This is a genomic window from Corallococcus praedator (assembly GCF_003612125.1).
GTDB classification, from domain to species: Bacteria; Myxococcota; Myxococcia; order Myxococcales; family Myxococcaceae; genus Corallococcus; species Corallococcus praedator.
The window spans coordinates 1-21,455 of the sequence record NZ_RAWI01000067.1; the positions used below are offsets into that span (position 1 = coordinate 1).

The 21,455-nt window shown below is 67.4% G+C and carries 18 protein-coding genes; 16 read left to right on the top strand and 2 right to left on the bottom strand.

Going from position 1 to position 21,455, the window contains the following annotated elements; genetic code table 11:
* Nucleotides 1–2,514: GH25 family lysozyme (locus D7Y13_RS11690; protein ID WP_120630680.1), on the bottom strand; the 2,514-nt coding region annotated here is incomplete at its 3' end.
* 354 nt (nt 2,515–2,868) lie between these two features.
* Here D7Y13_RS11690 and D7Y13_RS11695 point away from each other — a divergent pair.
* Complete coding sequence (locus tag D7Y13_RS11695; protein WP_120582721.1) at nt 2,869–4,188, top strand: hypothetical protein; 1,320 nt, start codon at nt 2,869–2,871, stop codon at nt 4,186–4,188.
* Nucleotides 4,189–4,450: 262 nt separating this feature from the next.
* On the opposite strand, the gene D7Y13_RS11700 is transcribed toward D7Y13_RS11695, so the two are convergent.
* A complete protein-coding gene (locus D7Y13_RS11700; RefSeq protein WP_147452436.1) occupies nt 4,451–5,335 on the bottom strand; it encodes a hypothetical protein in 885 nt (294 codons plus the stop codon).
* Between the two features lie 312 nt (nt 5,336–5,647).
* Here D7Y13_RS11700 and D7Y13_RS11705 point away from each other — a divergent pair, with 312 nt between their 5' ends.
* The 15 genes from D7Y13_RS11705 (at nt 5,648) to D7Y13_RS11775 (ending at nt 21,451) form a co-directional block, all read left to right on the top strand.
* A complete protein-coding gene (locus tag D7Y13_RS11705; RefSeq protein ID WP_120582723.1) occupies nt 5,648–7,927 on the top strand; it encodes a Kelch repeat-containing protein in 2,280 nt (759 codons plus the stop codon).
* Between the two features lie 323 nt (nt 7,928–8,250).
* A complete protein-coding gene (locus D7Y13_RS11710; RefSeq protein ID WP_120532941.1) occupies nt 8,251–8,715 on the top strand; it encodes a DUF4150 domain-containing protein in 465 nt (154 codons plus the stop codon).
* Nucleotides 8,716–8,728: 13 nt separating this feature from the next.
* Nucleotides 8,729–8,881, top strand: a complete 153-nt coding sequence (locus tag D7Y13_RS45685; RefSeq protein ID WP_158620304.1) for a hypothetical protein — start codon at nt 8,729–8,731, stop codon at nt 8,879–8,881.
* Nucleotides 8,865–11,369 (top strand): TIGR02270 family protein, encoded by a 2,505-nt coding sequence (locus D7Y13_RS11715; protein WP_120582724.1) that lies wholly within the window; start codon nt 8,865–8,867, stop codon nt 11,367–11,369. Before D7Y13_RS45685 ends, D7Y13_RS11715 begins: the two co-directional genes overlap by 17 nt.
* A 14-nt stretch (nt 11,370–11,383) precedes the next feature.
* Nucleotides 11,384–12,031 (top strand): AHH domain-containing protein, encoded by a 648-nt coding sequence (locus D7Y13_RS11720; RefSeq protein WP_120582725.1) that lies wholly within the window; start codon nt 11,384–11,386, stop codon nt 12,029–12,031.
* Between the two features lie 24 nt (nt 12,032–12,055).
* A complete protein-coding gene (locus D7Y13_RS11725) occupies nt 12,056–12,643 on the top strand; it encodes an imm11 family protein (protein WP_120532944.1) in 588 nt (195 codons plus the stop codon).
* Between the two features lie 72 nt (nt 12,644–12,715).
* Nucleotides 12,716–13,432, top strand: coding sequence for an immunity 49 family protein (locus tag D7Y13_RS11730; protein ID WP_158620305.1), 717 nt, complete (start codon nt 12,716–12,718; stop codon nt 13,430–13,432).
* Nucleotides 13,433–13,540: 108 nt separating this feature from the next.
* Nucleotides 13,541–13,822 carry a hypothetical protein gene (locus D7Y13_RS11735; RefSeq protein ID WP_147444223.1) on the top strand — a complete coding sequence of 94 codons (282 nt, stop codon included), beginning with the start codon at nt 13,541–13,543 and terminating at the stop codon, nt 13,820–13,822.
* Between the two features lie 193 nt (nt 13,823–14,015).
* Nucleotides 14,016–14,801 (top strand): endonuclease/exonuclease/phosphatase family protein, encoded by a 786-nt coding sequence (locus D7Y13_RS11740; RefSeq protein WP_120582726.1) that lies wholly within the window; start codon nt 14,016–14,018, stop codon nt 14,799–14,801.
* Nucleotides 14,802–15,857: 1,056 nt separating this feature from the next.
* On the top strand, nt 15,858–16,901 hold the full coding sequence (locus D7Y13_RS11750; protein WP_120532949.1) for a DUF2169 family type VI secretion system accessory protein: 1,044 nt from the start codon (nt 15,858–15,860) through the stop codon (nt 16,899–16,901).
* Between the two features lie 113 nt (nt 16,902–17,014).
* Entirely contained in the window at nt 17,015–17,479 is a 465-nt protein-coding gene (locus D7Y13_RS11755; RefSeq protein ID WP_120582728.1) for a DUF4150 domain-containing protein, read from the top strand.
* A gap of 15 nt (nt 17,480–17,494) precedes the next feature.
* Entirely contained in the window at nt 17,495–18,790 is a 1,296-nt protein-coding gene (locus D7Y13_RS11760) for a TIGR02270 family protein (protein WP_120582729.1), read from the top strand.
* Entirely contained in the window at nt 18,787–19,995 is a 1,209-nt protein-coding gene (locus tag D7Y13_RS11765) for a hypothetical protein (protein ID WP_147444224.1), read from the top strand. Before D7Y13_RS11760 ends, D7Y13_RS11765 begins: the two co-directional genes overlap by 4 nt.
* Complete coding sequence (locus tag D7Y13_RS11770; protein WP_120582731.1) at nt 19,992–20,852, top strand: AHH domain-containing protein; 861 nt, start codon at nt 19,992–19,994, stop codon at nt 20,850–20,852. The genes D7Y13_RS11765 and D7Y13_RS11770 overlap by 4 nt, the downstream gene beginning before the upstream one ends.
* Nucleotides 20,853–20,857: 5 nt before the next feature.
* On the top strand, nt 20,858–21,451 hold the full coding sequence (locus tag D7Y13_RS11775; protein WP_233595352.1) for an imm11 family protein: 594 nt from the start codon (nt 20,858–20,860) through the stop codon (nt 21,449–21,451).
* The last annotated feature ends 4 nt before the right edge of the window (nt 21,452–21,455 follow it).

A 21,455-nucleotide genomic window follows, 5' to 3' on the forward strand; every position in this document is an offset into this window, starting at 1 on the left:
CCCCAACACGTACGCGGGCCTGGCGAACCTCCTGGACTGACGCCAGCTCCCCTGCCCCAGGCCCGCGTACGTGTTGGGGCCGGGGAGGCCGTCGAGCGGCCCGGTGTAGCCACCCCGGTGCGCCAGGGACTGGAGCACCTTGTAGGTGTTCGTTCCGGGAACTCCGTCGAGGGGCCCCGTGTACCCGGCGCCGCTCAAGAAGGTCTGGAGGCCTCGCCACGAGTTCACGCCCATGGCTCCATCCGAAGGGCCCATGTACCCGCCCAGGCGCGCCACCCGCTGGAGCGCCGCGTACGACTGGGGGCCCATGGCGCCGTCAATGGGACCCGTGTATCCGAAGCCCCGCAGCACGGTCTGCACGCCCTTCCAGGACTGGGTGCCCATGACACCGTCGGTGGAGCCCGTGTAGCCGCCCTTCGCGGCGAAGCGTTGGAGCGCCGCGTACGACAGGGTGCCCATGACGCCATCCACGGGCCCTGAATAGCCATATCCACCGAGGACCTGCTGGACGCCCTTCCACGTGTTCGTCCCGGGAACGCCATCCACCGCGCCGGTATACCCGCCCGCGCTGGCAATCCGTTGCAGCGTCACGCCCTGGGCCTGGGTGACAGGCGGCACGGGGCCGGAGGACCCGTCCAGGTACGCCTGGATGCCATTGTAGGTATTGGGCCCGGGGATGCCATCAATGGGGCCCGTGTAGCCACCGTCCTGGGCCAGCAACTGCAATCCCTTGAAGGTGTTGAGGCCCGGTGCGCCGTCAGCGGGCCCCGCGTAGTAACCCAGCTCGCGCAGGACCTTCTGGACGCCCATCCAGCTCTGCGCCCCCGGAATGCCATCGAGGGGGCCGGTATAGCCGCCCCGGCGCGCCAGCTTCTGCAGGATGATTCCCTGCGGGACGGTGATGATGGAGGCTCCTCCGCCCACGCTCCCTCCGGGGATGGCCGTCGGCGGAGGCGGCGTCGCGCCCAGCGGGGGCTGGGCCAGTCCGGCGAACGCCGACAGCTTCGCGACATTCAGGTCGAGGGGAATCCCGTTCTGGTTTCCGGACGACGTGTACTGGTGGATCTCCCACGTCGGATAGGCCGTCCCCACGGACGGGTTGCCCGGCGTGCCGGTGTAATGGGCAATCCAGAGCTTCGAGCCCACGGCCCGGGTCTGGGTCCAGGCGTTGGCCTGGAGCAGGCTCGAGTACGTGTACAGGAACGGGGCCTTCCCCAGCCGCGTCTTGATTGCCTGCATGAAGCTCGCGGTCATGGAGTCGTTCCAGAAGATGCCGTTGTCGATGGCCTCGTTGTCGAGCACCAGCAGGTCACCTGGGCGGTGGTCATACAGGTGGTCCGCGAAGTATTGGGCGTCACCGGAGGGGTTGTACGAGCCCGCCATCCAGTAATGCCCCACCAGGAGCCCGGCCGCGCGAGCCCGGGCCACCTGCTGGGCGTAGTAGGGCGCGACGTAGAGGGGCGAGACATTGGAGCCGCCGGCCTTGACGATGGCGAACTGGTAGCCGGCGCTCCGGATGGCATTGAAATCCAGGTCTCGCTGCGTCGTGCCGACGTCAATCCCATACACGCCGCTCATCCCCGAAGGAGGAGGCGTCCCGGGGTCCTGGGCCAGCCAGGTGTTGAGCCCCGCGTAGGTGTTCGGACCCGGGAAGCCATCCACGGGGCCCGTGTATCCGCCGAGCTGGGCGAGTCGCTGGACTCCCTTCCAGGTGTTCTCACCCGGCAGGCCGTCGATGGGGCCGGAGTAGAACCCCTTGCCGGCGATGACCGTCTGGATGCCCTTCCAGGTATTGACCCCGGGCACACCGTCCACCGCGCCCGTGTAGCCGCCCCGCTGGGCCACACGCTGGAGGACCTTCCCCTCGTCGATGCTGACCTGGATTCCTCCGGAGCCTCCGCCGCTGCCGGTGCCTCCGCCGCTGCCGGTGCCGAGCACGTTGCGGATGAGCGGCGCGGGGTCGCTGACGTTCTCGCCAAACGCGCAGCGGTCCGTGGTGCCCCGGGTCATGTGGAGGTGGGACCCGCTCCACGCCGAGCCATGGTCATCTCCGGAGCCCGCCACATAGGCGATGATGTCTCCCTGCTGGACGGAATCGCCCACCGCGAAGCGCGTCCGGATGACGTGGGCATACCCGGAGAAGTCACCGGGGGCGGACTCCACCGCGATGGTGTGACCCACGACGGAGGAGTACTGGACGCGGCGGACGATGCCCGAGCGGAGGGCGGGGATGGCCTGGCCCGCGCCCGCGGGGAGGTCGAGCCCCCGGTGGCCCGCGGGGCCGTAGTAGGGCCCCGTGACGCCGAAGCGGGTGCCCCACCGGGCTTCCGCGTAGAAGGCCTGCACGTTGGCCGGTGCGAGGGCCTGCGCTTCCTGGGCCACCCCATCAGGGCTCCCAGAGCCCTCCGGCTCCAGGCCTCCACAGGCCGTCAGGACGACGAGGCCCCACAGCAGCTTCAGAGGGGACGAGGCGAGGCGTTGGATGAAGCTCCCTGGACGGGCTCGGGTGTGCATGTGGCTCCCTGGATGGAAACAGGCTTTCCGAGCTTAGCCTGTTTATTTGGCGTAGAGGGAGTTGATGCGGGTGCGGACCATCCCAGGCCTGGAGCCCGAAGGCCGTCATCGCGTACGAACTCAACGGGCGCCCGCGTCAAACGCTTGCATGGCGAACGCCTGCCGAAGTATTCGCGTCAGCTGTTGCGACGACCGATTGAGAGCGCCGGCGCACTGCTCGAGCGCCCCTTTCAGCGGCCCTCCTCGGCCCCTGCGCTCCAGCCCGTCACCCCTCAACACCCCTATCCTCACACCACTCAATTCAGCGCGGTACACAGTTGCGGTAAAGCCTCCCGAATTGATGATAATGGCGCCATGCCCAGCAGCCCCATTTACGCGCTCGTGTCGACGCTCTCTGATCCTGAGTACTTCGAGTCGTTGGTACAACAGCTATTGCAAAGGTCAGACATGCCAGGGCTCGTCCCACGCTCCGGGCCCACCGACCTGGGAGCGGATGCTGAGGTCTTCGGGAGTTCCACCACCGGGCATGAGGTGACGGTCGTCCAGATCTCCCTCCAGAAGACCTATGAGGCCAAGATCCGACAGACCGCGAAGCGCCTCAGGGAGGCCGGGCGGAGGTGCGACCGGCTGGTCTTCGTTTCCAATCAGGACATCGATGCCCGGACGGAACAAAAGCTTCGGGTAGAAATCAAGGAGAAATACGACGTCCACCTGGAAGCGCGCGACTGGCGTTGGCTTCGGATGCGGTTGAACGACCCTCGGAATGGCGATCTCTATCCTGGGCTGCGGCAACGCTATCGGGAGGCGATGCCAATCTTTCCTGAGGGCGAGCCAGAAGAGCAGAACTTGATGTCCGAACTCATGGGATTCATCCCTCTGACTCCTGAGGAGCGAAGGCTGGCGCTTGATGGACAAGGCTTGACGGAGCTCAGTTCGGTCTTCGGCTTCAAAGGACCCGTCGAAGGAGTCGGCACGTCGGCGTTGATTCTGATTGATGCCACCGGTGACTACAACTTGCCTCGTAGGACACGGGTGTTTGTAGGCAAACCAGGCGGCCTGAGACTCGTGCACTGCATCGACGATGCCCGAGCCCTGTCTGCTCAGTTGCTCACTCTGGACGGGGGAAGGACGCCACAGGTGCTCCTGAACCTATGGTCCGGTGGAACGGGCGGCATGTCGGATTGCTGTATCCTTTACGGCCCGGGCTTCTCACGGGAGCATACGGCCTTCAATCAGTACCGGAGAGCCATCATTCGAGACGTCGATGCTGACGGCATTGATGAGGTCATCCTCGCCAGTGAGACCTGGGCTTCCGTGTCGATGAGCACGGCCATCTACGGGTGGGATGTGTTCCGGTGGACCGGCAGCGCGCTCGCGAAATGCTCTGAGCGATGTCCGGACTTCTATCGGGACATCCTACATCGGGAGTGCCCGGAAGAGCTGAAACGTTTCTACGTGACCAACATGCACTGCGGGGCAGAAGCTTTCGAACGCTTCAAAGGGGACGTAACCGCCAAGGCTGCAAGGGCCTTGATGATGCTCGCGGGGGTACCGGAGAACTACGCGGAGGTCCTTGATTCGGAGCATGCTGGGACGTTCAGGCCGACTGGCGTGGATGTCTCCGGCATCACCCGACCGTTTCTCGGCACGTTGATATCCGAAGAGGATGAATAAAGCGCCGGGGGAATGCAGGAATCGCGAAGGCGTCTGGTGGCGATAGGCCGAATGCGAGCTGTTGCACCTGTCCTTGCCCAGAAGTCATGGACGATCAGGTCGAACCGGCAACTGGGATCTGGCGTGGTGTGGGTGACGCTCTTGCTCCTGCGGGGCCCCGACCTTGAAGCTCCCCGTGCGGCTGGGCCGGGGCTCCGCCGTTCCCATCTCTCACCTCTGCGACCGGAGGGACCTCCACGCCCGTGCCCGCTTCCTTTCCGGCTCAAAGCGCCTTGACGTACCCCGAGACTTTCGGATTGCAGGCGCCCACCTTCTTCAGCGTGGCCTCTGATGCTGTCTTCTCCGGGTGGATCTTCGTCACGATGAACAGTCCCGGCGTCAGGCGCTTGAATGGCTTGCTTTCGAGGACCAGGAACCTGCTCGCGCAGGCCTGCTCCAACTGCGCGCCGTCGCGGTACGCAATCGCCTCCTGGGCTGTCTTGAAGCTTCCGATGATGGCCGCGTGGCGCTCGGGCCGGTGCTGGAGCTCCGTCACCGCTTTGCGCCCAGCGGCATCCCAGCGGTAGGCATCGAGCTTCCACTGGTCGGGCTCGCCGCTCTCCTTGTCAGCGGAGAGAAACGCATACTCCCTGTAGAAGCCCTCGACGGGTGAGCCCGGCGCCAGCGGGTACGGGCCGACGTGGGAGGTCTCCGGACCCGCGAAGTTCTCATCCCCGTTCCAGGCTTCCGTCACCCCGCCGTCCTTGACCGCGTAGAGGCGGTGCCGGCGATGGACATGCTCGAACCCGCTCTGCTGGGTGACGAGGAGTCCCCACTCGCCGGCCTCCAGCCGTACCGGCTGGACGGAGGTCGTGACGCTCTGCTCCTCCTCGCCCGAGGTCCAGCTCCCGGAGGAAGCGGTCCCTCGGGATTCCTTCCGGAGCCCGTGAGCCATGCCGTCGGGCAGCCTCGCCTTGCGCGTCCCGTCCGTCCCTTCGCTCAGCTCGAGTTCGAGCCGGCAGGTGTCGCCCGCCTCGCGGCAGCCTGTGGCGCGCAGGATATACATCGCTTCGCTCTTTTCGCTCGCCTTGAAGCGCATGAGCTCGAGACCGTCCTGAGCCGGAGGCGCGGCGCTGAGCACCCGAGGAATGACCGCGCCCAGGAGCACGATGAACACCGAACCCAGCGCGGACCGATTTCCAAAACCCATCTTCCCTGTCTCCCTGATTCCGGCCTCACCGGCGTGCGCTAGAGGATCTCACACCGGCCGCGCCTGCCTCCACGACTTCCCATCCACTGACAGCACCCAAGCAAGCGTCCGCATTCGTCTGGCGAGCGACGGCGCATCAGCTGCTGGGGTGATGTCCAGAGCCGACTCCCATTGACAATACTCCTCGCCGTCTTTGTCATCGAGGAGCAAGGGGCTTCCTCATCCTTCAGCAATCTGCTGCGAGGAATTGGCAATGCGGGAGGCTGCCTCATGAAAAAAGCATTCACTCCGTTGATGCTCGCGCTCACAGTGTCGCTGCTGGCGGGCTGCTCTGATTCCTCCAGGGATTCCGGCTCGGTCCGGTTTGCTGTCTCCGCCAGCCAGGCCCTCGCCTCCGACATCGCTCGCGTCTCGGTCACCTCGAGCGCGGCGGACATCCCCACGGTGACCGTGGACCTGGCTGCTACCAACGGCGTGTGGGGCGGCATCATTGGCAACATCCCCGCGGGCTCCAATCGCTCCTTCCTGGCCCAGGCCTTCGACTCCTCCGGCATCCTGCTCTTCGAAGGGTCCGCCACGGGAGTCACCATCACCGCCAACCAGAGCACCCTGGTCGCCATCACGCTTCAGCAGCTCCACCCTCCGCCTCCCTTCGACAACGAGGCTCCCCTCATTGACTCCCTGGTGGCCTCCTCCACCTCCGTGGCCGAGGGTGGCTCCATCTCCCTGACCGCCACCGCGCATGATCCCAATCCGGGCGATACCCTCTCCTACGCCTGGAGCGCGACCGCGGGCTCTTTCTCCGCTCCCTCGGCTGCCGCCACTTCATGGACCGCGCCTGCCTCCACGGGCATTCAAACCCTGACCCTGACCGTGACGGACTCGCGCGGCCTGTCCTCCAGCGTCGTGCTGGCTGTCAACGTCACCTCTGGCGGCGAGGGAGATGCGACCCTGTCCATCTCCTTCAACAGTTCCCCCGTGGTGGCCGCTCTCAGTGCCAGCCCCACGTACCTGGCCGTCGGGCAGACGACTTCTGTCTCCACCTCGGCTTCCGACCCGGACGGTGACAGCCTCTCCTATTCCTGGAGCGCCTCCTGTGCCGGCACCTGGGCCCAGGCCTCCTCCCGCTCGGCTTACTTCACGCCTTCGGTCCTGCCCGCCGGTGCCTGTAACAACTGCCGTCTGACCGTCACGGTCTCCGATGGGCGAGGCGGACAGAACACTGGCACCGTCGCGCTGTGTGTCAGCAACACGCCTCCGGCCAACCACTTCAACCCTGTCATCATCCGCTCCTACCGCTCCTCGGACACGGCCTCACCGGGCCAGGAGCTCACCTACGAGGTGGTGGCCAGCGATCCGGAAGGTTCCTCCCTCACCTTCTCCTGGGAGGCCAATACCGGCGCGCTGGGCACGCCGGCCAGCGACGCCTCCCACAGCCGCATCACCTGGACGGCTCCCTCCTGTGTCAGCACTCCCCCTTCCATCACCGCCACCGTCACCAATGCCTTCCACCTGACCGCCACCCGCACCTTCACCGTGACGGGGCTGCCGGCCTGTACGGGGAGTTGGGCGTTGACGGGCTCCCTGGAGGGGCCTCGCTCCGGCCATCAGGCAGCGCTGCTGCCCGACGGCAAGGTGCTCGTCATGGGGGGAACTCGAACGGATACCGAATTCCTCGCGACGGCGGAGGTGTACGACCCGGCCACGGGGACCTGGAGCCCGACCGGCTCCATGGCTGATGCGCGTTGGCAGCACACGGCGACGGTGCTGCCCGATGGCAAGGTCCTCGTCGTCGGGGGACTCGATTCCACCGTCTTTCTCGCGACGGCGGAGGTGTACGACCCGGCCACGGGGACCTGGAGCCCCACTGGCTCCATGGAGGATCGTCGCTCCGGCCATACGGCGACGCTGCTGCCCGATGGCAGGGTCCTCGTCGCAGGGGGCATCAGCGATATCGGCGGGCCCCTGAAGGTGGAGGTGTACGACCCGGCCACGGGGACCTGGAGCCAGACCGGCTCCATGGCCGCAACGCGGTGGGCCCACACAGCGACGCTGCTGTCCAATGGCAAGGTCCTCGTCGCAGGGGGAGCGGGTCCCCCCGCTCAGGAGACGGCGGAGGTGTACGACCCGGCCACGGGGACCTGGAGCCCCACCGGCTCCATGACCGAAGCTCGTTTCTTCCACACGGCGACGCTGCTGCCTGATGGCAGGGTGCTCGTCACGGGAGGATTGGACATCTTCGCCTCCGCCCTCGCGACGGCGGAGGTGTACGACCCGGCCACGGGCACCTGGAGCGCTGTCGGCTCCATGGTCGAGACTCGCGCCCTCCACACGGCGACGCTGCTGCCCGATGGCAAGGTGCTCGTCGTGTCGGGACAGGTGCCGCAATTGTACGACCCGGCCACGAACACCTGGAGCCCTGCCGGCTCCCTGGTCGAACCTCGCTCGGACCATTCCGCGACACTGCTGCCCAATGGGCAGGTCCTCATCGCAGGGGGATGGGGGAGCGCCGGCCTTCGGCTCGCAACGGCGGAGCTGTACACGCCCTGAACGCTGGGAAGGCTGACGTGGCAGCGCGCTGGTCGCACGTCAGCCTTCGCTACTTCCGGCAGCGCTCGAAGTAGCGGATGGGCACGGGTCAGCCAGCGTTCCGCTATTTGCTGTGCATCCGGAGCGCCAGATGTAGCCGCTCGTGCCCATTTCGTCGACCGCTCCCTGGCGCTTTGAGCAGGAGGAGGGGAGCACGACGCATCAGGCGCAAGAGTGTGTTGGGGCTGGTGGGTATGGCCAAGGGCATGAGAAGCGACCATGAACCGGGTCCCTTTCCATGGGTCCTGGTGTGGTAGGCTGTCATTCTCGCGGAGGTCGAGCCCATGCCTGTCAATACCGGTGTGAACAGGATGTCCGTGGTGACGAAGGACTCTGGGGGCGTCACCGTGGCCTTCCCGGACGTTTGCAAGACGCCCAGCCCGGCCGGGCCAGTGCCCATTCCCTATCCCAATGTCGCCCAATCCTCGGACACTGACAACGGCACCAAGAGGGTGTCCGTGGCCGGCAACCCGGTGTGCGTCAAGGACTCCCACTTCAAGACGAGCACCGGCGACGAGGCAGGCACCGCCGGCGGTGGCGTCGCCTCCAGCAAGACCAAGGGCAAGGCCGAATTCGTCAACTTCTCCTTTGACGTCCAGTTCGAGGGTAAAAGCGTGGCACGCGCCCTGGACCTGATGCTCCACAATGACAAGAACACGCCCCCCGTTCCTCTCTTTCAAGGTCCGGTCATGGCCATGAGCGGGAGCACGGAGAAGCCCGTCTGCCCCATTTGCAAGGACCACTACTGATGGACGGCGAGTCGTGCTCACGGCCTGGGATGAAATCGTTCTGCGCTGTGGTCAGTCGATCATCGTCTTGCGCCGGAATGGGCAGCTGAGCATTCGCGGGCTTCAGGTCGAAACGCGCGCTACGGGGCTCAGCCGCATCAAGGGCGGTAATGTCCAGATCAACTGAATCCACCAAAACCGCCCTGACGGACATCCAGCGGAACGTCTGTGCTCGGCACCTGGATGAGGCGGCCTTTCTCTGGACCCAGTGGGAGTCCTCGCTCGACTCCCCGGTGCTGACCCTCGGCGAGCTGCATGACGTCGACGAGCGTCGGCTCCTGGCGCACCTCGACGCGCTGGTGCTGGGTGGGGATGGCGTGCGCAAGGAGCTCATCACCCCGGCGCTTGCGAGCGGGGATCCAGAGCTCGTCACGGTCGCCGCGCTGGTGCTGCTCGCCATGCCTCCAGAGGATGCATCCGCGCTGCGCGAGGTGATGGATGCGCTCGTAGAAGGTGGGCCTGACCTGCGCCCATGCCTCCAGCGCGCCTTGCAGCTCCGTGCCGAGCCCGCCTGGGTTCCGGCCGTCCAGACGCTGCTCCAACAGGACGACCCGGCGCTCGTGGCAACGGCCCTGGAGGTCCTGGCCTTCTGGGACGCGGACGCAGGCCCCGCGCTCCCCTCCTTGCTGGCCCACCCAGCGCCTGAAGTCACTGCCGCGGCCCTGCGCGCGGCGCGAGTTGCTCCCGGGCGGGTGATGTCGGCACCGGTGATTCGTGCGCTGGACTCCTCCCACCCGGAAGTCCGCGACGAGGCGCTCATCACCGGCAGTGCGCTGGGCCTTGAGCCGGCCTTCACCGAGTGCCGGCAGCTCGCCTCCCACTCGAATGCCCACAGCCGCACCGCGATGCTGCTGCTGGCCATGAGCGGAGAGGCCGTGAACGTGCGGCTCCTGCTGGAGCAGCTCGGCAGGCCGGGAGCCAAGGCCGACGCGCTCTGGGCGCTGGGGTTCAGCGGTCGCAGGGAGGCGGCGGAGGCTTGTCTGGAGCTGCTCGATACCGCGGAGCTGGATGGGCTCGCGGCGGAGGCATTCCGCGCCATCACCGGGCTCCCCCTGGAGGGTGTGTTCCTACGCCCCGAGCCCGAGGATGACGAGGACGCGCCGCGCCCCCATGCGCCCGCGCTGCCGCGCGCCGATTCCGACCGAGTCCGGCGCTGGTGGCAAGAGGCCGAACACCGGCTGAAGCCCCAAGGGCGCTACTTGCTGGGCCAGCCCCTGGGGGGCGCATGGCTGCTCGAATCCTTCGAGCTTGTGCCCCTGAGACGGCGCCACGCCATGGCCCTGGAGGTGGCGCTGCGCGGGCGGGGGGCCTTCCCCATCCAGACACGGGCGTCTACCCACCTCCAGCGCGCCCAGCTCCGCGCGGCGGTTGCATCCGCCCGGCAGTGGAACCTGGAGAGCCCCTTCCGGACTCTGTCCACTCCATGGAGGGCGAGCGGTGCGCGCCCGGCCTCCACCCCTCGGCTCCCGGTACGCCGCCAGGAGCCATTGCTCTCCGCCGAGGGGCTTGCCGTCACCAGCATGGGATTGGTGTCGGCCTTGGGCGAGGACGCGGCGGGCAGCTGCGCCGCCGGTCGCGCAGCGTTGCTACGCATCCAGGAACTGGAGGAGGCCTACGTCTTCGACCCGGCCTCTCGCGAGGAGACGCCCGCCTACGGCCACAGCGTGCCCTGGGTGACGCGCGGCTTTACCGGGCTGGGACGGCTGGTGGCGCTGGGGGCCTCGGGCCTGCGCAGCCTCCAGCGCGCGAGCGGCCAGGATGACTGGGAGAAAGTCGCGCTGCTCGTGACGACCCACGGCGGGGTCCATGCTCGGCTGCACGCGGAGCAGGAAGGAGCGACTCCTGCGGAAGCGGTTTCCCTCCAGACGCAGCTCCAGCAGTCCCTCATCCCGCGAATGCTCAAGACCCTGGGAGTTCGTCAGGCCCCCCGGGTACAGAAGGTCTTCCTGGGGGAGGCCGGCTTCTTCCAGGCGCTCCATGAGGCGGCGGAGCTGCTGCGGCAGGGGCGCGTCGAGCAGTGCATCGTGGGCGGCATGGACAGCCTCGTCGAGCCCGAGATGGTGCGGCGGTTGGATGCGCTGAGATTGCTCAAGAGTCCGTCCAATCCGGTGGGCTTCGTGCCCGGAGAGGCGGCGGCCTTCCTGCGCGTGGAAGCACCGGGCGCGGCGCTCCAACGCAAGGCGCCCATCGAGGCCCTGCTGGCTTCCCCCCGGCGCCAGGTCGAGCCGTTCCACCGGAAGTCTGGCCAACCCGCCCTTGGGGTGGCGCTCGCAAGCTGCATCGGCGCCACGCTGGGTTCGGCGCGGGGGAATGACTCGCAAGTGGGACTGGTCATCGCGGGCTTGAACGGTGACGCCTACCGCGCGCAGGACTGGGGCCACGCGCTCATCCGGTTGAGGGGGGAGGGCTTGTTGGAAGCCGGCGTCCCCGAGTGGTACCCGGCCTTCCCTTTCGGTGAGGCAGGCGCCGCCATGGGGCCACTCGGAGTGGCCATGGCAGCCCGCGGTTTCGCGCGGGCGTATGCGCCCCCCGGAACGACGCTGCTGTGGGTGAGCAGCGATACGGGCGAGCGGGGTGCACTGTGCATCCACGCGCCTTCAGTCCTTCATTCCTGACGCGAGGTGCTGCCATGGCCGACAAGCAACACGTCCGAGCACTCTGGAAGAAGCCAGACCACGAGAAGGAGGAGGGCTGCATCAGCAGCCACGAGTACAAGTATTGGAAGCCCCAGTACCCGACCTGCGCCTACCGGGTGAATGGCTACCGGGAGATTGTCGGCAATCCGGCCAAGCTGCGGCTGTACATGAAGAAGCCCGCGTGGGCCTTTGGCGGGAAGAACTACACCACTGAGGGCGAACCCTTCAAACATCAGTACCACCACATCATGCCCAGTGGGGTGCTCCGGGCCAGCCTGACGAATGACGAACTCTCCATCCTCCAGGCCTCCCGCTACAACATCAACGAGGGCGTCAATCTCATCATCCTGCCGTACCTTGATCCGGATGCGCTGGTGCTAGGCCTGCCGGCGCACGTCGGCTACCACAAGGAGTACAGCGACGACTGCAACAAGATCATCTCCCAGATGAAGCGGGACATCTCCAAGCTGACCGAGGATGGCAAGCACGACATCACGGACGCCAACGTGGACTGCTTCCGGGTCTTCCTCCGCCGCTGGGAGCAGGAGGAGTTCTGGGTCATCGTGGAGTATGGACAGGAGGAGGCTCAGCAGGGGCTGATTCCCCGCATGAACGACGGTATGGTCCCGATGGCGTTCTAGCGCCCTCCCCGAGACGACGAGCCCATGTCCAAGTACTTCATCATGACCACCAGGCGCCATGACGACTTCACCGCCATCATGACGTACCCACGGGCCATGACGTACATCCACAAGCCTTCGTACGGCATCCGCATGGGGGCTGATTACAAGGAGGCCTACCCGTTCGAGATGGACCCCGAGAGCACGGGCCTGAGGATCGCCGACATCATCCACAACACGGTGGGCTATCTGATGGTGTCAGCCCGGATGAAGGCGTTCCTGGAGCAGCACGTGAAGGCGGAGATTGAGTTTCTGCGCTTCACCCTGATGAACCACAAGGGCCGCATCGAGAGCGACGACTGCCATATCGTGAACGTCATCGGGGCCCACGACTGGCTCGACATGGGAAAGACGGAAGGGCAGAGACATCCTTTGGAGCAGGACCGCTTCACGCGGCTGAAGCGGCTCGTCCTTCATGAGGATAGGATCGCCCCGGACGCCAACCTCTTCCGAGTGTCCCCCGCGCCGGGGCTGATCCTGGTCCGCGAGGACCTCAAGGCCCAGATAGAAGCCGCGGGTTTCACCGGGCCCGCCTTCCTCGAAGCCGGCACACCCATCAGACTGGTGCTCTGAGTTCTGGGTATGGATCCCCTGGCACGAGCGCAGCACAATTACAGCTTTCACTTGAACAGGACGCTGCAGGCCGTGATTCGCCCGGAAGGGGCCACGGCGCAGGAACTGGCCACGCTCAGCTTCGCCTGGCGCATCCTGGCCCTGTGCTCATTGCTTCAAGACGCGGACACGGACACCTTTGCCCTGCGGCTGCGCAAGTCCGCCCAGGCGAGGCTCGCCCTGCTGATGCTGGCGGAGCGAACGTCCGTGGAGCCCCGGTTCCTGTGCTGCAGCAAGGACCTGGGCTTTGGCGCGGCCCTGGCCGCCGGAGACCTGGAACTGGCGACTGCCATCGCGGCCCGCTCCCCCAAGCACCACTTCCAGGGCGTGGAGTACGAGGACGACTTCCTCTTCTTCCACCTGCTTCACCGGATGCTTCTTGCTCCCGAGGACCTGGATGGGCAGGCGCGGCTGCTAGGCCGCTGGAGGCAGGTGGAAAAGGGCCAGCCCAGCGCCAAGTTCGAACTCACCAAGGCGCTCGTCGAGAAGGACGCCGGGCGGTTCCCAGCGGCGTTCACGGCACTGCTTGAGGTCCGCCAGCAGAAGCTCCGGGAGTACTCGCAGCGCCTTGGCTTCGACCCAGAGCTAAACGCTACCGAGGGCAAGGTTTCTGTCGACGGGCTCGCCATCCTTCGTCTGGCGGAGCTCCACGGGCTGCCGACCCAGTCCAGCTACGACTTCATTCCGGCCCTCGCGCAAGTCATCCCCGGGGGCCCGGCGATTCCCGAGAACGCCTGGTGCAAGCCCTGAAGTCCATCCGGACCACCTCCCGGAAAGCCCTCGCGCCTCAATGGCGATGCGCAGTGGATGCAGAGGGAATCGAACTTGCCGCCTGGCACTCACAGGCGGCGCACGGCCGTGGGGATGCTGTCCTACGGCCCGATGCCGGGGCGCGTGCTTGAAAACACCCGCGCCCAGATCGCGCTCATGCGTCCCGACCCGCAGACGACCGCGATGCGGCAAATCGTGGCCGAGTTGCTGATCACCTACCGATCAAGGGGCCGCGTGGGTGTCGCGGGTGCGTGTGGTGAAGGCCCCCGGGGTGCGCTCGATGCGGTACGCCCCGATGGCTGCATCGCGTGGGCTGGGCGCGACGGCGGACCGCACCCCGCACTGGAGCGCTGGTTCTCGGCCCCCTGACGGTCCGTGTTCGCATGACGACCCGTGCCCCCAATCAGGCGAGGATGGGGGGCGGCCCGCCTCGCCCCCTCCGCACCAAGGCCCTCATCCCGCCTATACTTGCGGCGCCCCGGGTCCTGCTGGCGGTGGCAGCGCACCGGGTGTTCGCAACGGCCAGGGGTGAATCCAGCTGGCGGACCGGGAGAACCTACCGATGGCGATAGATCTGCGAATTGCCTCGTACAACCTCCTGGCGGACGCCTACATCAAGCCCGAGTGGTTCCCGCACACGCCCGCGGACGTCCTCCAGCCGCGGAGGCGCCAGGAGGCATTGGCCCGCCGGATCGCGGGGTTGGACGCGGACATCGTCTGCCTGCAGGAGGTGGAGCCCGACCGCTTCGCCGCGCTCCAGAAGGCGCTGGAGCCGTACGGGTACGCGGGCGTGCTGGCCCTGAAGCAGCAGGGCCGGCCCGATGGCTGCGCGGTGTTCCACCGCCGGGCGCGGTGCCTCGGCCACCGGGCCCATTACTTCAGGGACCGGCTGGAGGACGGGCGCATCTCTGGGCATCTGGCGCTGGTCCTGGACTTCGACGCCGGAGGGGACCGGCTGCGCGTGGCGTGCACGCACCTGCGCTGGGACCGGCCGGACAGGCCCGTGGAGCAGCACCAGGGGATGCAACAGGCTGGCGAGCTGATCGAGGAACTGGTCCAGCGGGACCCGGAGGCCCTGTGGGTCGTGTGCGGCGACTTCAACGCGCAGCCCGGGGAGCCGCTGGTCCAGGCGTTCGCGGCGGCCGGTCTGCTCGATGCCCATGAGGGGCGGCACCAGCCGACCTGCAATGCGAACGGCAGGGCCAAGGCGATCGACTTCATCTTCCACTCACGCGCGCTGCAGGCGCAGCCGGATCGGCTGCCGGAGCTGGACGACCGGACGCCAATGCCGTCGGAGACCGAGCCTTCCGATCACCTGCCGATCGCCGCGCGGCTGCTGCGCGCCTGAGCGCTGGGTAAGGTCGCACCTGCGGCTCCATCCGCGCCGACTTGGAGGCGCACCGCGTGGTCGACTTGTTGCCCCACCCCTCGGCACCGACTGTCATTGCATGACTGCGTAAGCGTCAGCCGTGTACGCTTGTGCGAATTCCTGAGCACGGCTTCACGCCGTTCAGGCTTGGATTGCGCCTCGGCGTCTGTTCGACTCCCCTGTGCACAGGGCCGGATGCTCCGACCCCATGGCACCCACCTCAGAGGACACATGAAGCCATCGCGACTGAAGCAGACGATTCCTGGACTTGCCTTGATCATCGGCATCTTGGCGGGCACGGCCCTGGCCATGGTTCCTGGCTCGGCGGCGGAGACGACCGAACCGCAGGTGACCCCTGTCAGGATGATTTGTTCGCGCAGCTGCAAGCCGTGCTCGGTCCAGGCTGAATGTGGCCAGAATGAGGGCTCCTGCGGTGTCTGGCGCTGTACTCAGCCGTAGATGCCGAAGCGGGCTCCGAATGAGCCTCCGAGTCCTTGGACTCGGAGGCTTGTTCAATTGGAATGTGAATGGCTCTGTGTACGGGAGCAAGGCTTCATTGAACGGGCCCGACTGACGGGACCGCTCAGGGCTTCGGCACGAAGGACTTCAGCGGAGAGACGGGGGAGAGGGCGGTGTGCTCGTTCGGCTTCGCGTTGGCTCAGCCCGTAAGTCAGGCGGAACACCACGGGCAGACTCGCGGTGAGGAAGTCGAACAGGGTGTAGCCCCGGCCCGCGGATTGGTTCCTTCGCGGGTCCCCCCGCAGGTAGACGACATCGAAGGTGTCCTGGGGATTGAGCTTCATCGCTCCCAGGCGCGTGGCGGGGCTGTACCTGCTCTACGTGGTGATGATGAGCTGGCGGCCCCCGTAGGGAGTGGCGCACGACGTGGCCTGCATTGCGCCGGTGCTGGCGGCCTCTGGTGGGGCCGCGCGCGGTGGCTGGGACTGCAGGGGCCCATGGACACCTGGGCGCACTGCTACACTGCCGCCTTCCGCCCGAGCGGCCCGGCCCCCGGGCCCGGCGAGACAGAGCGCCATGGGACACCCAATCCTCAAGAACGAAACCCCGTTCACCTTTGAGTTCACGGGCCTCTCGGACGAGGAGGGGCGGCCTCTGCTGCTGCTTGTGGTGAAGGCCTCCTACGCCATCGGTGACGCAGGGCTGACGCTCGCGAAGGAGCAGCTCGCCGTGAGCTGGGGAGGCGAGGCCTGGGGCAAGCCTGGCGAGTCCAGCGACAAGTACGAGCCGGAGGGGGCCTTCATCAAGCCCGCTACGGACGTCGTGCTCCTCGGCCATGCTCACGCGCCGCACACGGGTGCCACGGAGGTGCTGGTGGCGCTCCAGGTGGGGCCGCTGAAGAAGGCGGTGCGCGTGGTGGGCGAGCGTACCTGGTTCAGGAGCATGGGCCGGGTGGCCGCGACGAAGCCCCTGTCCTTCGAGAAGCTGCCGCTCACCTGGGAGCGCGCCTTCGGTGGGTGGGACCGCACGGATCCGGCCAGGCCCGCCTTCGAGCCGCACAACCCCGTGGGCACGGGCTTTCGCGCCAACCCGCGCCACTTCGAGGAAGGGTTGAAGCTGCCCAACCTGGAGGACCCGGCGGAGCCGCTGCGCGAGTTCGGCCAGCGGGTGACACCCGTGGGCTTCGGCTTCACGTCGCCGCACTGGCAGCCGCGTGCGAAGTACGCGGGCACCTATGACGAGGCGTGGACCAAGACGCGCAAGCCCCTGCTGCCGAAGGACTTCGACCGGCGCTTTTTCAATGCCGCGGCCCCCGGGCTCATCGCGCCCGGCTACCTGAAGGGGGACGAGCCCGTGGTCATCGCGGGTGCCTCGCCTCGGGGTCGGCTCGCCTTCACGCTCCCCGGTCAGCCCACCCCCGTCGTCACGGTGCGGCTGGGCGGCGGCGCGGACATGACCCCCGAGTTGCGTCTGGACACCGTCATCCTCGACCTCGACGCGGAGCAGGTGTTGCTGCTGTGGCGTGGGCATATCCCGCTGGGGGAGGGGCTCCATGACGTGCGCGCCCTGCGAGTCACCGCCGAGGGCGTTTCCCGGCCCGGCCGGAAGAGGCCGGCCTGAGCGGGGAGGTGGGCACTCCGGGGCTGATGCCGAGGGCCGGACGGATGCGCCACCGGGTGCTCGCGCCGCGTGGCCCCGACGCGGTATCCTGCCTTCTGGGGGAGGTCGTCGTCATGCCCGTCAATACCGGTGTGAACAAGATGTCCGTGGTCACCAAGGACAGCGGAGGTGTCACCACCGCCTTCCCGGATGTGTGCAAGACGCCTGGCCCCGCCGGGCCTGTCCCCATTCCATACCCCAACGTCGCGCAGTCCTCGGACACCGACAAGGGCACCAAGAAGGTGTCCGTGGCCGGCAACCCGGTGTGCGTCAAGGACTCCAACTTCAAGACGAGCACCGGCGACGAGGCCGGCACCGCTGGCGGCGGCGTGGCCTCCAGCAAGACCAAGGGCAAGGCCGAGTTCGTCAACTTCTCCTTCGACGTGAAGTTCGAGGGCAAGAACGTGGCGCGCGCCCTCGACCTGATGCTCCACAACGACAAGAACACGCCTCCCTTCCCCCTGGTGCAGGGGCCTGTCGTCGCCAGCAGTGACACCGAAGACAAGCCCAAGTGTGGCGTGTGCAAGAAGCACATCTGAGAGGCGCGGTGGTGGATGCGCGCGGAACTCGTCATCAACTGGGAGAACTACGAGGAGCATCTCGACGAGGCTGCGTTCCTCTGGAGCCAGTGGGAGCGATCGCTGGTGGCTCCCGACTACGTGCTGGCGGAGACCCTCTCGGATGAGGAGCGCCTGCTCGCGCGCCTGGATGCGCTGCGGCTCGGAGGCGCTCCGGTGGCCACGCGGCTGCTCGTGCCGGCGCTGGAGTCGGACGAGGCGGAGCGGGTCGCCGCAGCCGCGCATCTGCTGCTGACCGAGGACGTCCCCGCCGGAGGCGGCGAGGCGGTACGCGCGGCGCTCGAGACAGCGGCACCTCCCGTCCTGGCTGCCCTGGGCCGGGCGCTGGAGCTGCTCGAGCCCCGTGCCCTTCCCGACTGGGTGCTGGCCCTGCTGGACCACCAAGAGCCCCACCTGCGGGCTCTGAGCCTGGGCGTGCTGTGCGCGCACGGTATGGACCCGGGGCCGGGGCTGGCGCACCTGCTTCGGCACGAACATCCCCAGGTGCTGGCCGCGGCCCTGCGCGCCAGTGGACGGCTCCGGCTCCGGCCAGACCCGGAGGTCCTCCCGCGCGCCCTGGCCTCTCCTGCTCCCGAGGTGCGGGATGCGGCCATCGAGACGGGGCTGCTGCAGGGGCAGCACGCCGCATGGGCCGCCTGCCAGAAGGCGGTGATGGAGCGAGCCCCGCGGTTGCGCCTGCCCGCGCTGCTGCTGGCCCTGGGCGGGGACGTGCGGGACCTGGAACACGTGCGTGGTCTGCTCACCTTGCCAGAGCACCTTCCCGACGCGCTGTGGGCCCTGGGCTTCAGCGGCCGCGTCTCCGGCGCCGAGGCCTGTCTGGACTGGTTGGAAACCGAGGCCGTGGCTCCCCTGGCGGCCGAGGCCTTCTGCGCCATCACCGGACTGCGCCTGGAAGGCCCCTTCGTCGCCACCTCGACCGAGCCCCCCGACGCGGAGGAGGGCGGGCTCGACGAGGACCTGTCGCTCAAGCCCGAGCGCGCGCTGCCTCTGCCCCAGCCCGGCGCGGTGGCTGCGTGGTGGTCCGAGAACCGCAAGCACTTCCAGCCCGTGCGCCGCTACCTGTACGGCAGTCCCTTCACCGCGGAGGCACTGCGGGAAGCCCTGTGGGAGGCCCCCATGCGGCGCCGGCACGCGCTGGCGCTGGAGCTGACGCTGCGCAGCCGCGGCACCTGGTGGCCGCCGACGCGGGCCTTCAGCACCCGGCAGTTCGCGGCGCTGCGGGCCCTGCCCGAGACGTTCGGCCGTGCCTTCGCCGAGGGGCCCCTCGCATGACGCCAGCCGTTTCTCGTGCCCAGGTGCAACTGCCTCGGGGCATCGCCATCACCGGCCTGGGCATGGTGTCGGCCATCGGGCTGGACGTCATCTCCAGCTGTGCCTCCGCTCGCGCGGGGCTGAGCCGGCGCTCGGAGCTCGCGCTGGAGGAATCCGACGTCGACACGCTGGAGACCGTGCCCCTGAGGGGCCACGTGGTCCAGGGCGCCACCAACGGTTTTGACGGCTTCGCCCGCCTGCTCCGGCTGGGGGAGCTGGCCCTGGGGGACCTTCTCGGGCAGTCCGGACTGCGGGACGAGCACCTGTCGAGGACCGGCCTCGTGCTGAACCTACCGGGTGACTTCTACGAGTCGACCCATCTGCGGGCCGGCCTCGCCACGGTCCCCTCAGAGGAAGAGGCGGCCGAGCAACAGGAGCTGCTCGCCGAGGTCCGCGATGCCCGGGAGCGACTGAAGCAGCGCATGCCCCGGGAGCTGCTCGCGCTGCACTCGCTGGCGCTTCCCGCTCAGGCCCAGGCCTGCTTCACCGGCGGCGCCGCGACCTTCATGAGCGGCCTTGCGCAGGCGGTGCAGTGGTTGCAGACGCGCGCCCTGGACCGGTGCCTCGTCGGCGGCATCGACTCCTTCGTCCATGGCGAGCCCCTCACCCAAGTCCATGAGCTGGGGCTCACCCGCGGGGTCGGGGCCGTCACCGGTTTCTTCCCGGGAGAGGCCTCCGCGTTCGTGCTGCTGGAGCGGGTGGACGCCGCGCGCGCGCGCGGAGCCGCCATCCACGGCCTGCTGGGTCCCCATGCCGCCACGCGGGAGAAGCAGCACCGCTTCTTGACTCCTCCGCCGCTCGGGGCGGCGCTCTTCGACGCCATGGCCGCCTGTCTCACGGTCTCCGCTCCGCCCGCCCGCGACGTGGGGCGGGTCATCGTCAACATCAACGGGGACAACATTCGGGCCCGGGACTTCGGCACGGCCCTGGTCCGCCTCGCCGACGCGAAGCTCCCCTCGACCTTCCCGCAGTGGTACCCGCCCGAGCACTGCGGCGAGATAGGCGCCGCGACAGGCGCCGCCTCCATCTGCATGGGCGTCCGGAGCTTCGCCCGGAACTACGCCGGGACCCAGGACATCCTGGTGGCCCTGCTGGATGATGATGAGAACAGGGGCGCCTTCATCCTGGAATCGCCCCTCTCCCAGCCCCGCGAGGGAGTGCCATGAGCGAGCAGGCGAAGAGCAAGAAGGATCATATCGAGGAGCTCAAGAGCCACGAGTCGCACAAGGATGGCGAGAGCGAGGGGTGCGTCACCCGTTGCAAGTGGGAGAAGGAGACGTACGCGAATGGGGGCTTCCGGTGGAAGTGCGCTGTCCCCGGGCACGACCACCGGGAGAATGGCCTCAAGTACCATCTGGCCAATGACTCGGCTTGGTACAACCTCGATTTCTCCATTGAGGGGCCCGCCCGGGCCCGGTTCCTGCGCGAGCGCAAGTTCGGCACCCTCGTCCTCAAGGCCAAGAAGCCGGACCCCAGCCATCCCCGGGCCAAGGCGACGTGGTGGATGAAGGGCAGCGGAGGGAACTTCAAGAGCAAGAGCAAACCCTGGGCGTTCAACGCGCACCACATCATCCCCATGGGCTCTTTGCACAACGCCTTCTTCAAGCTGGACGATGGAGCGGGCAAGCTGCTCCTCCTCCAGCAGGCCAAATACAATATCAACCGTGGCCTCAACATCATCTTCCTGCCCGTGACCGAGGTCTACGCGCGCCTGTACGAACTGCCGGCTCACCTCAGCGCGCCGACCGCCAATGGCAAGAGCAGCAACAACCATGATGCCTACAACCGGTTGGTCGAGACCCAGCTCGACACCATCACCGACTTCCTGCGCGAGGCTGATGCCCAGGGGGAGGACCACCCGGCACTGACGCCGGAGAACCTCGCCGGGCTGAAGACAGAACTCGACAACTTCTCGCTCCGCATGCGCGAGAGCCTCAGGCACCTGGGGGTCGCGCGCAGCAAGGCCAACGAGCTTCGTGAGTCTGGCGACTTCCTCTCCCACTCCATCGACCTCGTCGACTGAATCCCATGCACGACTACTTCATCCTCGACACCACCAACGAACCTGAGCACTGCTCCATCGGCCCCCTGCCCGATCAGCTTGCCAAGCAGAAGTGGCGCATCGTGAAGGGCCAGCCCATGGGAGAGCACCACCCGGCACGGGCCCGGCTGGACATGGACAAGCGCTATCCGGGGCTCGTCGTCCCTGATCTCATCAGCAACACCTTCCACCTGTACATCATCAGCCACCGGCTCAGGCTCTTGCTGCTGGCCGAGCTGAAGGACCAGGCCGAGGGCGAGTTCCTCCCGGTCTCCATCTACAACCACAAGGGGCGCGTCGCCGAGGAGGACTACTCCATCGCCAACATCTTCCGGGCGGTGGAGTGCGTCGACCGGAGCCGGTCGGAGTTCACCGAGTCCGCAATCAAACCGGGGCAGATTTCCATCCTGAATCGCCTCCAGCTGGACCCCGAGCGCATCCCTCCCGAGCCGCGGCTCTTCCGCCTCAAGGAGAAGCCCGCCCTCCTCATCATCCGGGGCGACCTGCGTGCCCGGCTGGAAGAGGCGGGCATCACCGGCGCCAACTATGTGGGCATGGGCGACAAGTGCATGTTCGTTTGAAGGC

Excerpts from the sequence above, each read along its gene's own strand:
- D7Y13_RS11760 (WP_120582729.1), top strand. The coding sequence starts at position 17,495 with ATGCGCGCGGAACTCGTCATCAACTGGGAGAACTACGAGGAGCATCTC.
- D7Y13_RS11765 (WP_147444224.1), top strand. The coding sequence starts at position 18,787 with ATGACGCCAGCCGTTTCTCGTGCCCAGGTGCAACTGCCTCGGGGCATC.
- D7Y13_RS11725 (WP_120532944.1), top strand. The coding sequence starts at position 12,056 with ATGTCCAAGTACTTCATCATGACCACCAGGCGCCATGACGACTTCACC.
- D7Y13_RS11705 (WP_120582723.1), top strand. The coding sequence starts at position 5,648 with ATGAAAAAAGCATTCACTCCGTTGATGCTCGCGCTCACAGTGTCGCTG.
- D7Y13_RS11715 (WP_120582724.1), top strand. The coding sequence starts at position 8,865 with ATGTCCAGATCAACTGAATCCACCAAAACCGCCCTGACGGACATCCAG.
- D7Y13_RS11720 (WP_120582725.1), top strand. The coding sequence starts at position 11,384 with ATGGCCGACAAGCAACACGTCCGAGCACTCTGGAAGAAGCCAGACCAC.
- D7Y13_RS11770 (WP_120582731.1), top strand. The coding sequence starts at position 19,992 with ATGAGCGAGCAGGCGAAGAGCAAGAAGGATCATATCGAGGAGCTCAAG.
- D7Y13_RS11695 (WP_120582721.1), top strand. The coding sequence starts at position 2,869 with ATGCCCAGCAGCCCCATTTACGCGCTCGTGTCGACGCTCTCTGATCCT.
- D7Y13_RS11710 (WP_120532941.1), top strand. The coding sequence starts at position 8,251 with ATGCCTGTCAATACCGGTGTGAACAGGATGTCCGTGGTGACGAAGGAC.
- D7Y13_RS11750 (WP_120532949.1), top strand. The coding sequence starts at position 15,858 with ATGGGACACCCAATCCTCAAGAACGAAACCCCGTTCACCTTTGAGTTC.
- D7Y13_RS11755 (WP_120582728.1), top strand. The coding sequence starts at position 17,015 with ATGCCCGTCAATACCGGTGTGAACAAGATGTCCGTGGTCACCAAGGAC.
- D7Y13_RS11775 (WP_233595352.1), top strand. The coding sequence starts at position 20,858 with ATGCACGACTACTTCATCCTCGACACCACCAACGAACCTGAGCACTGC.
- D7Y13_RS11740 (WP_120582726.1), top strand. The coding sequence starts at position 14,016 with ATGGCGATAGATCTGCGAATTGCCTCGTACAACCTCCTGGCGGACGCC.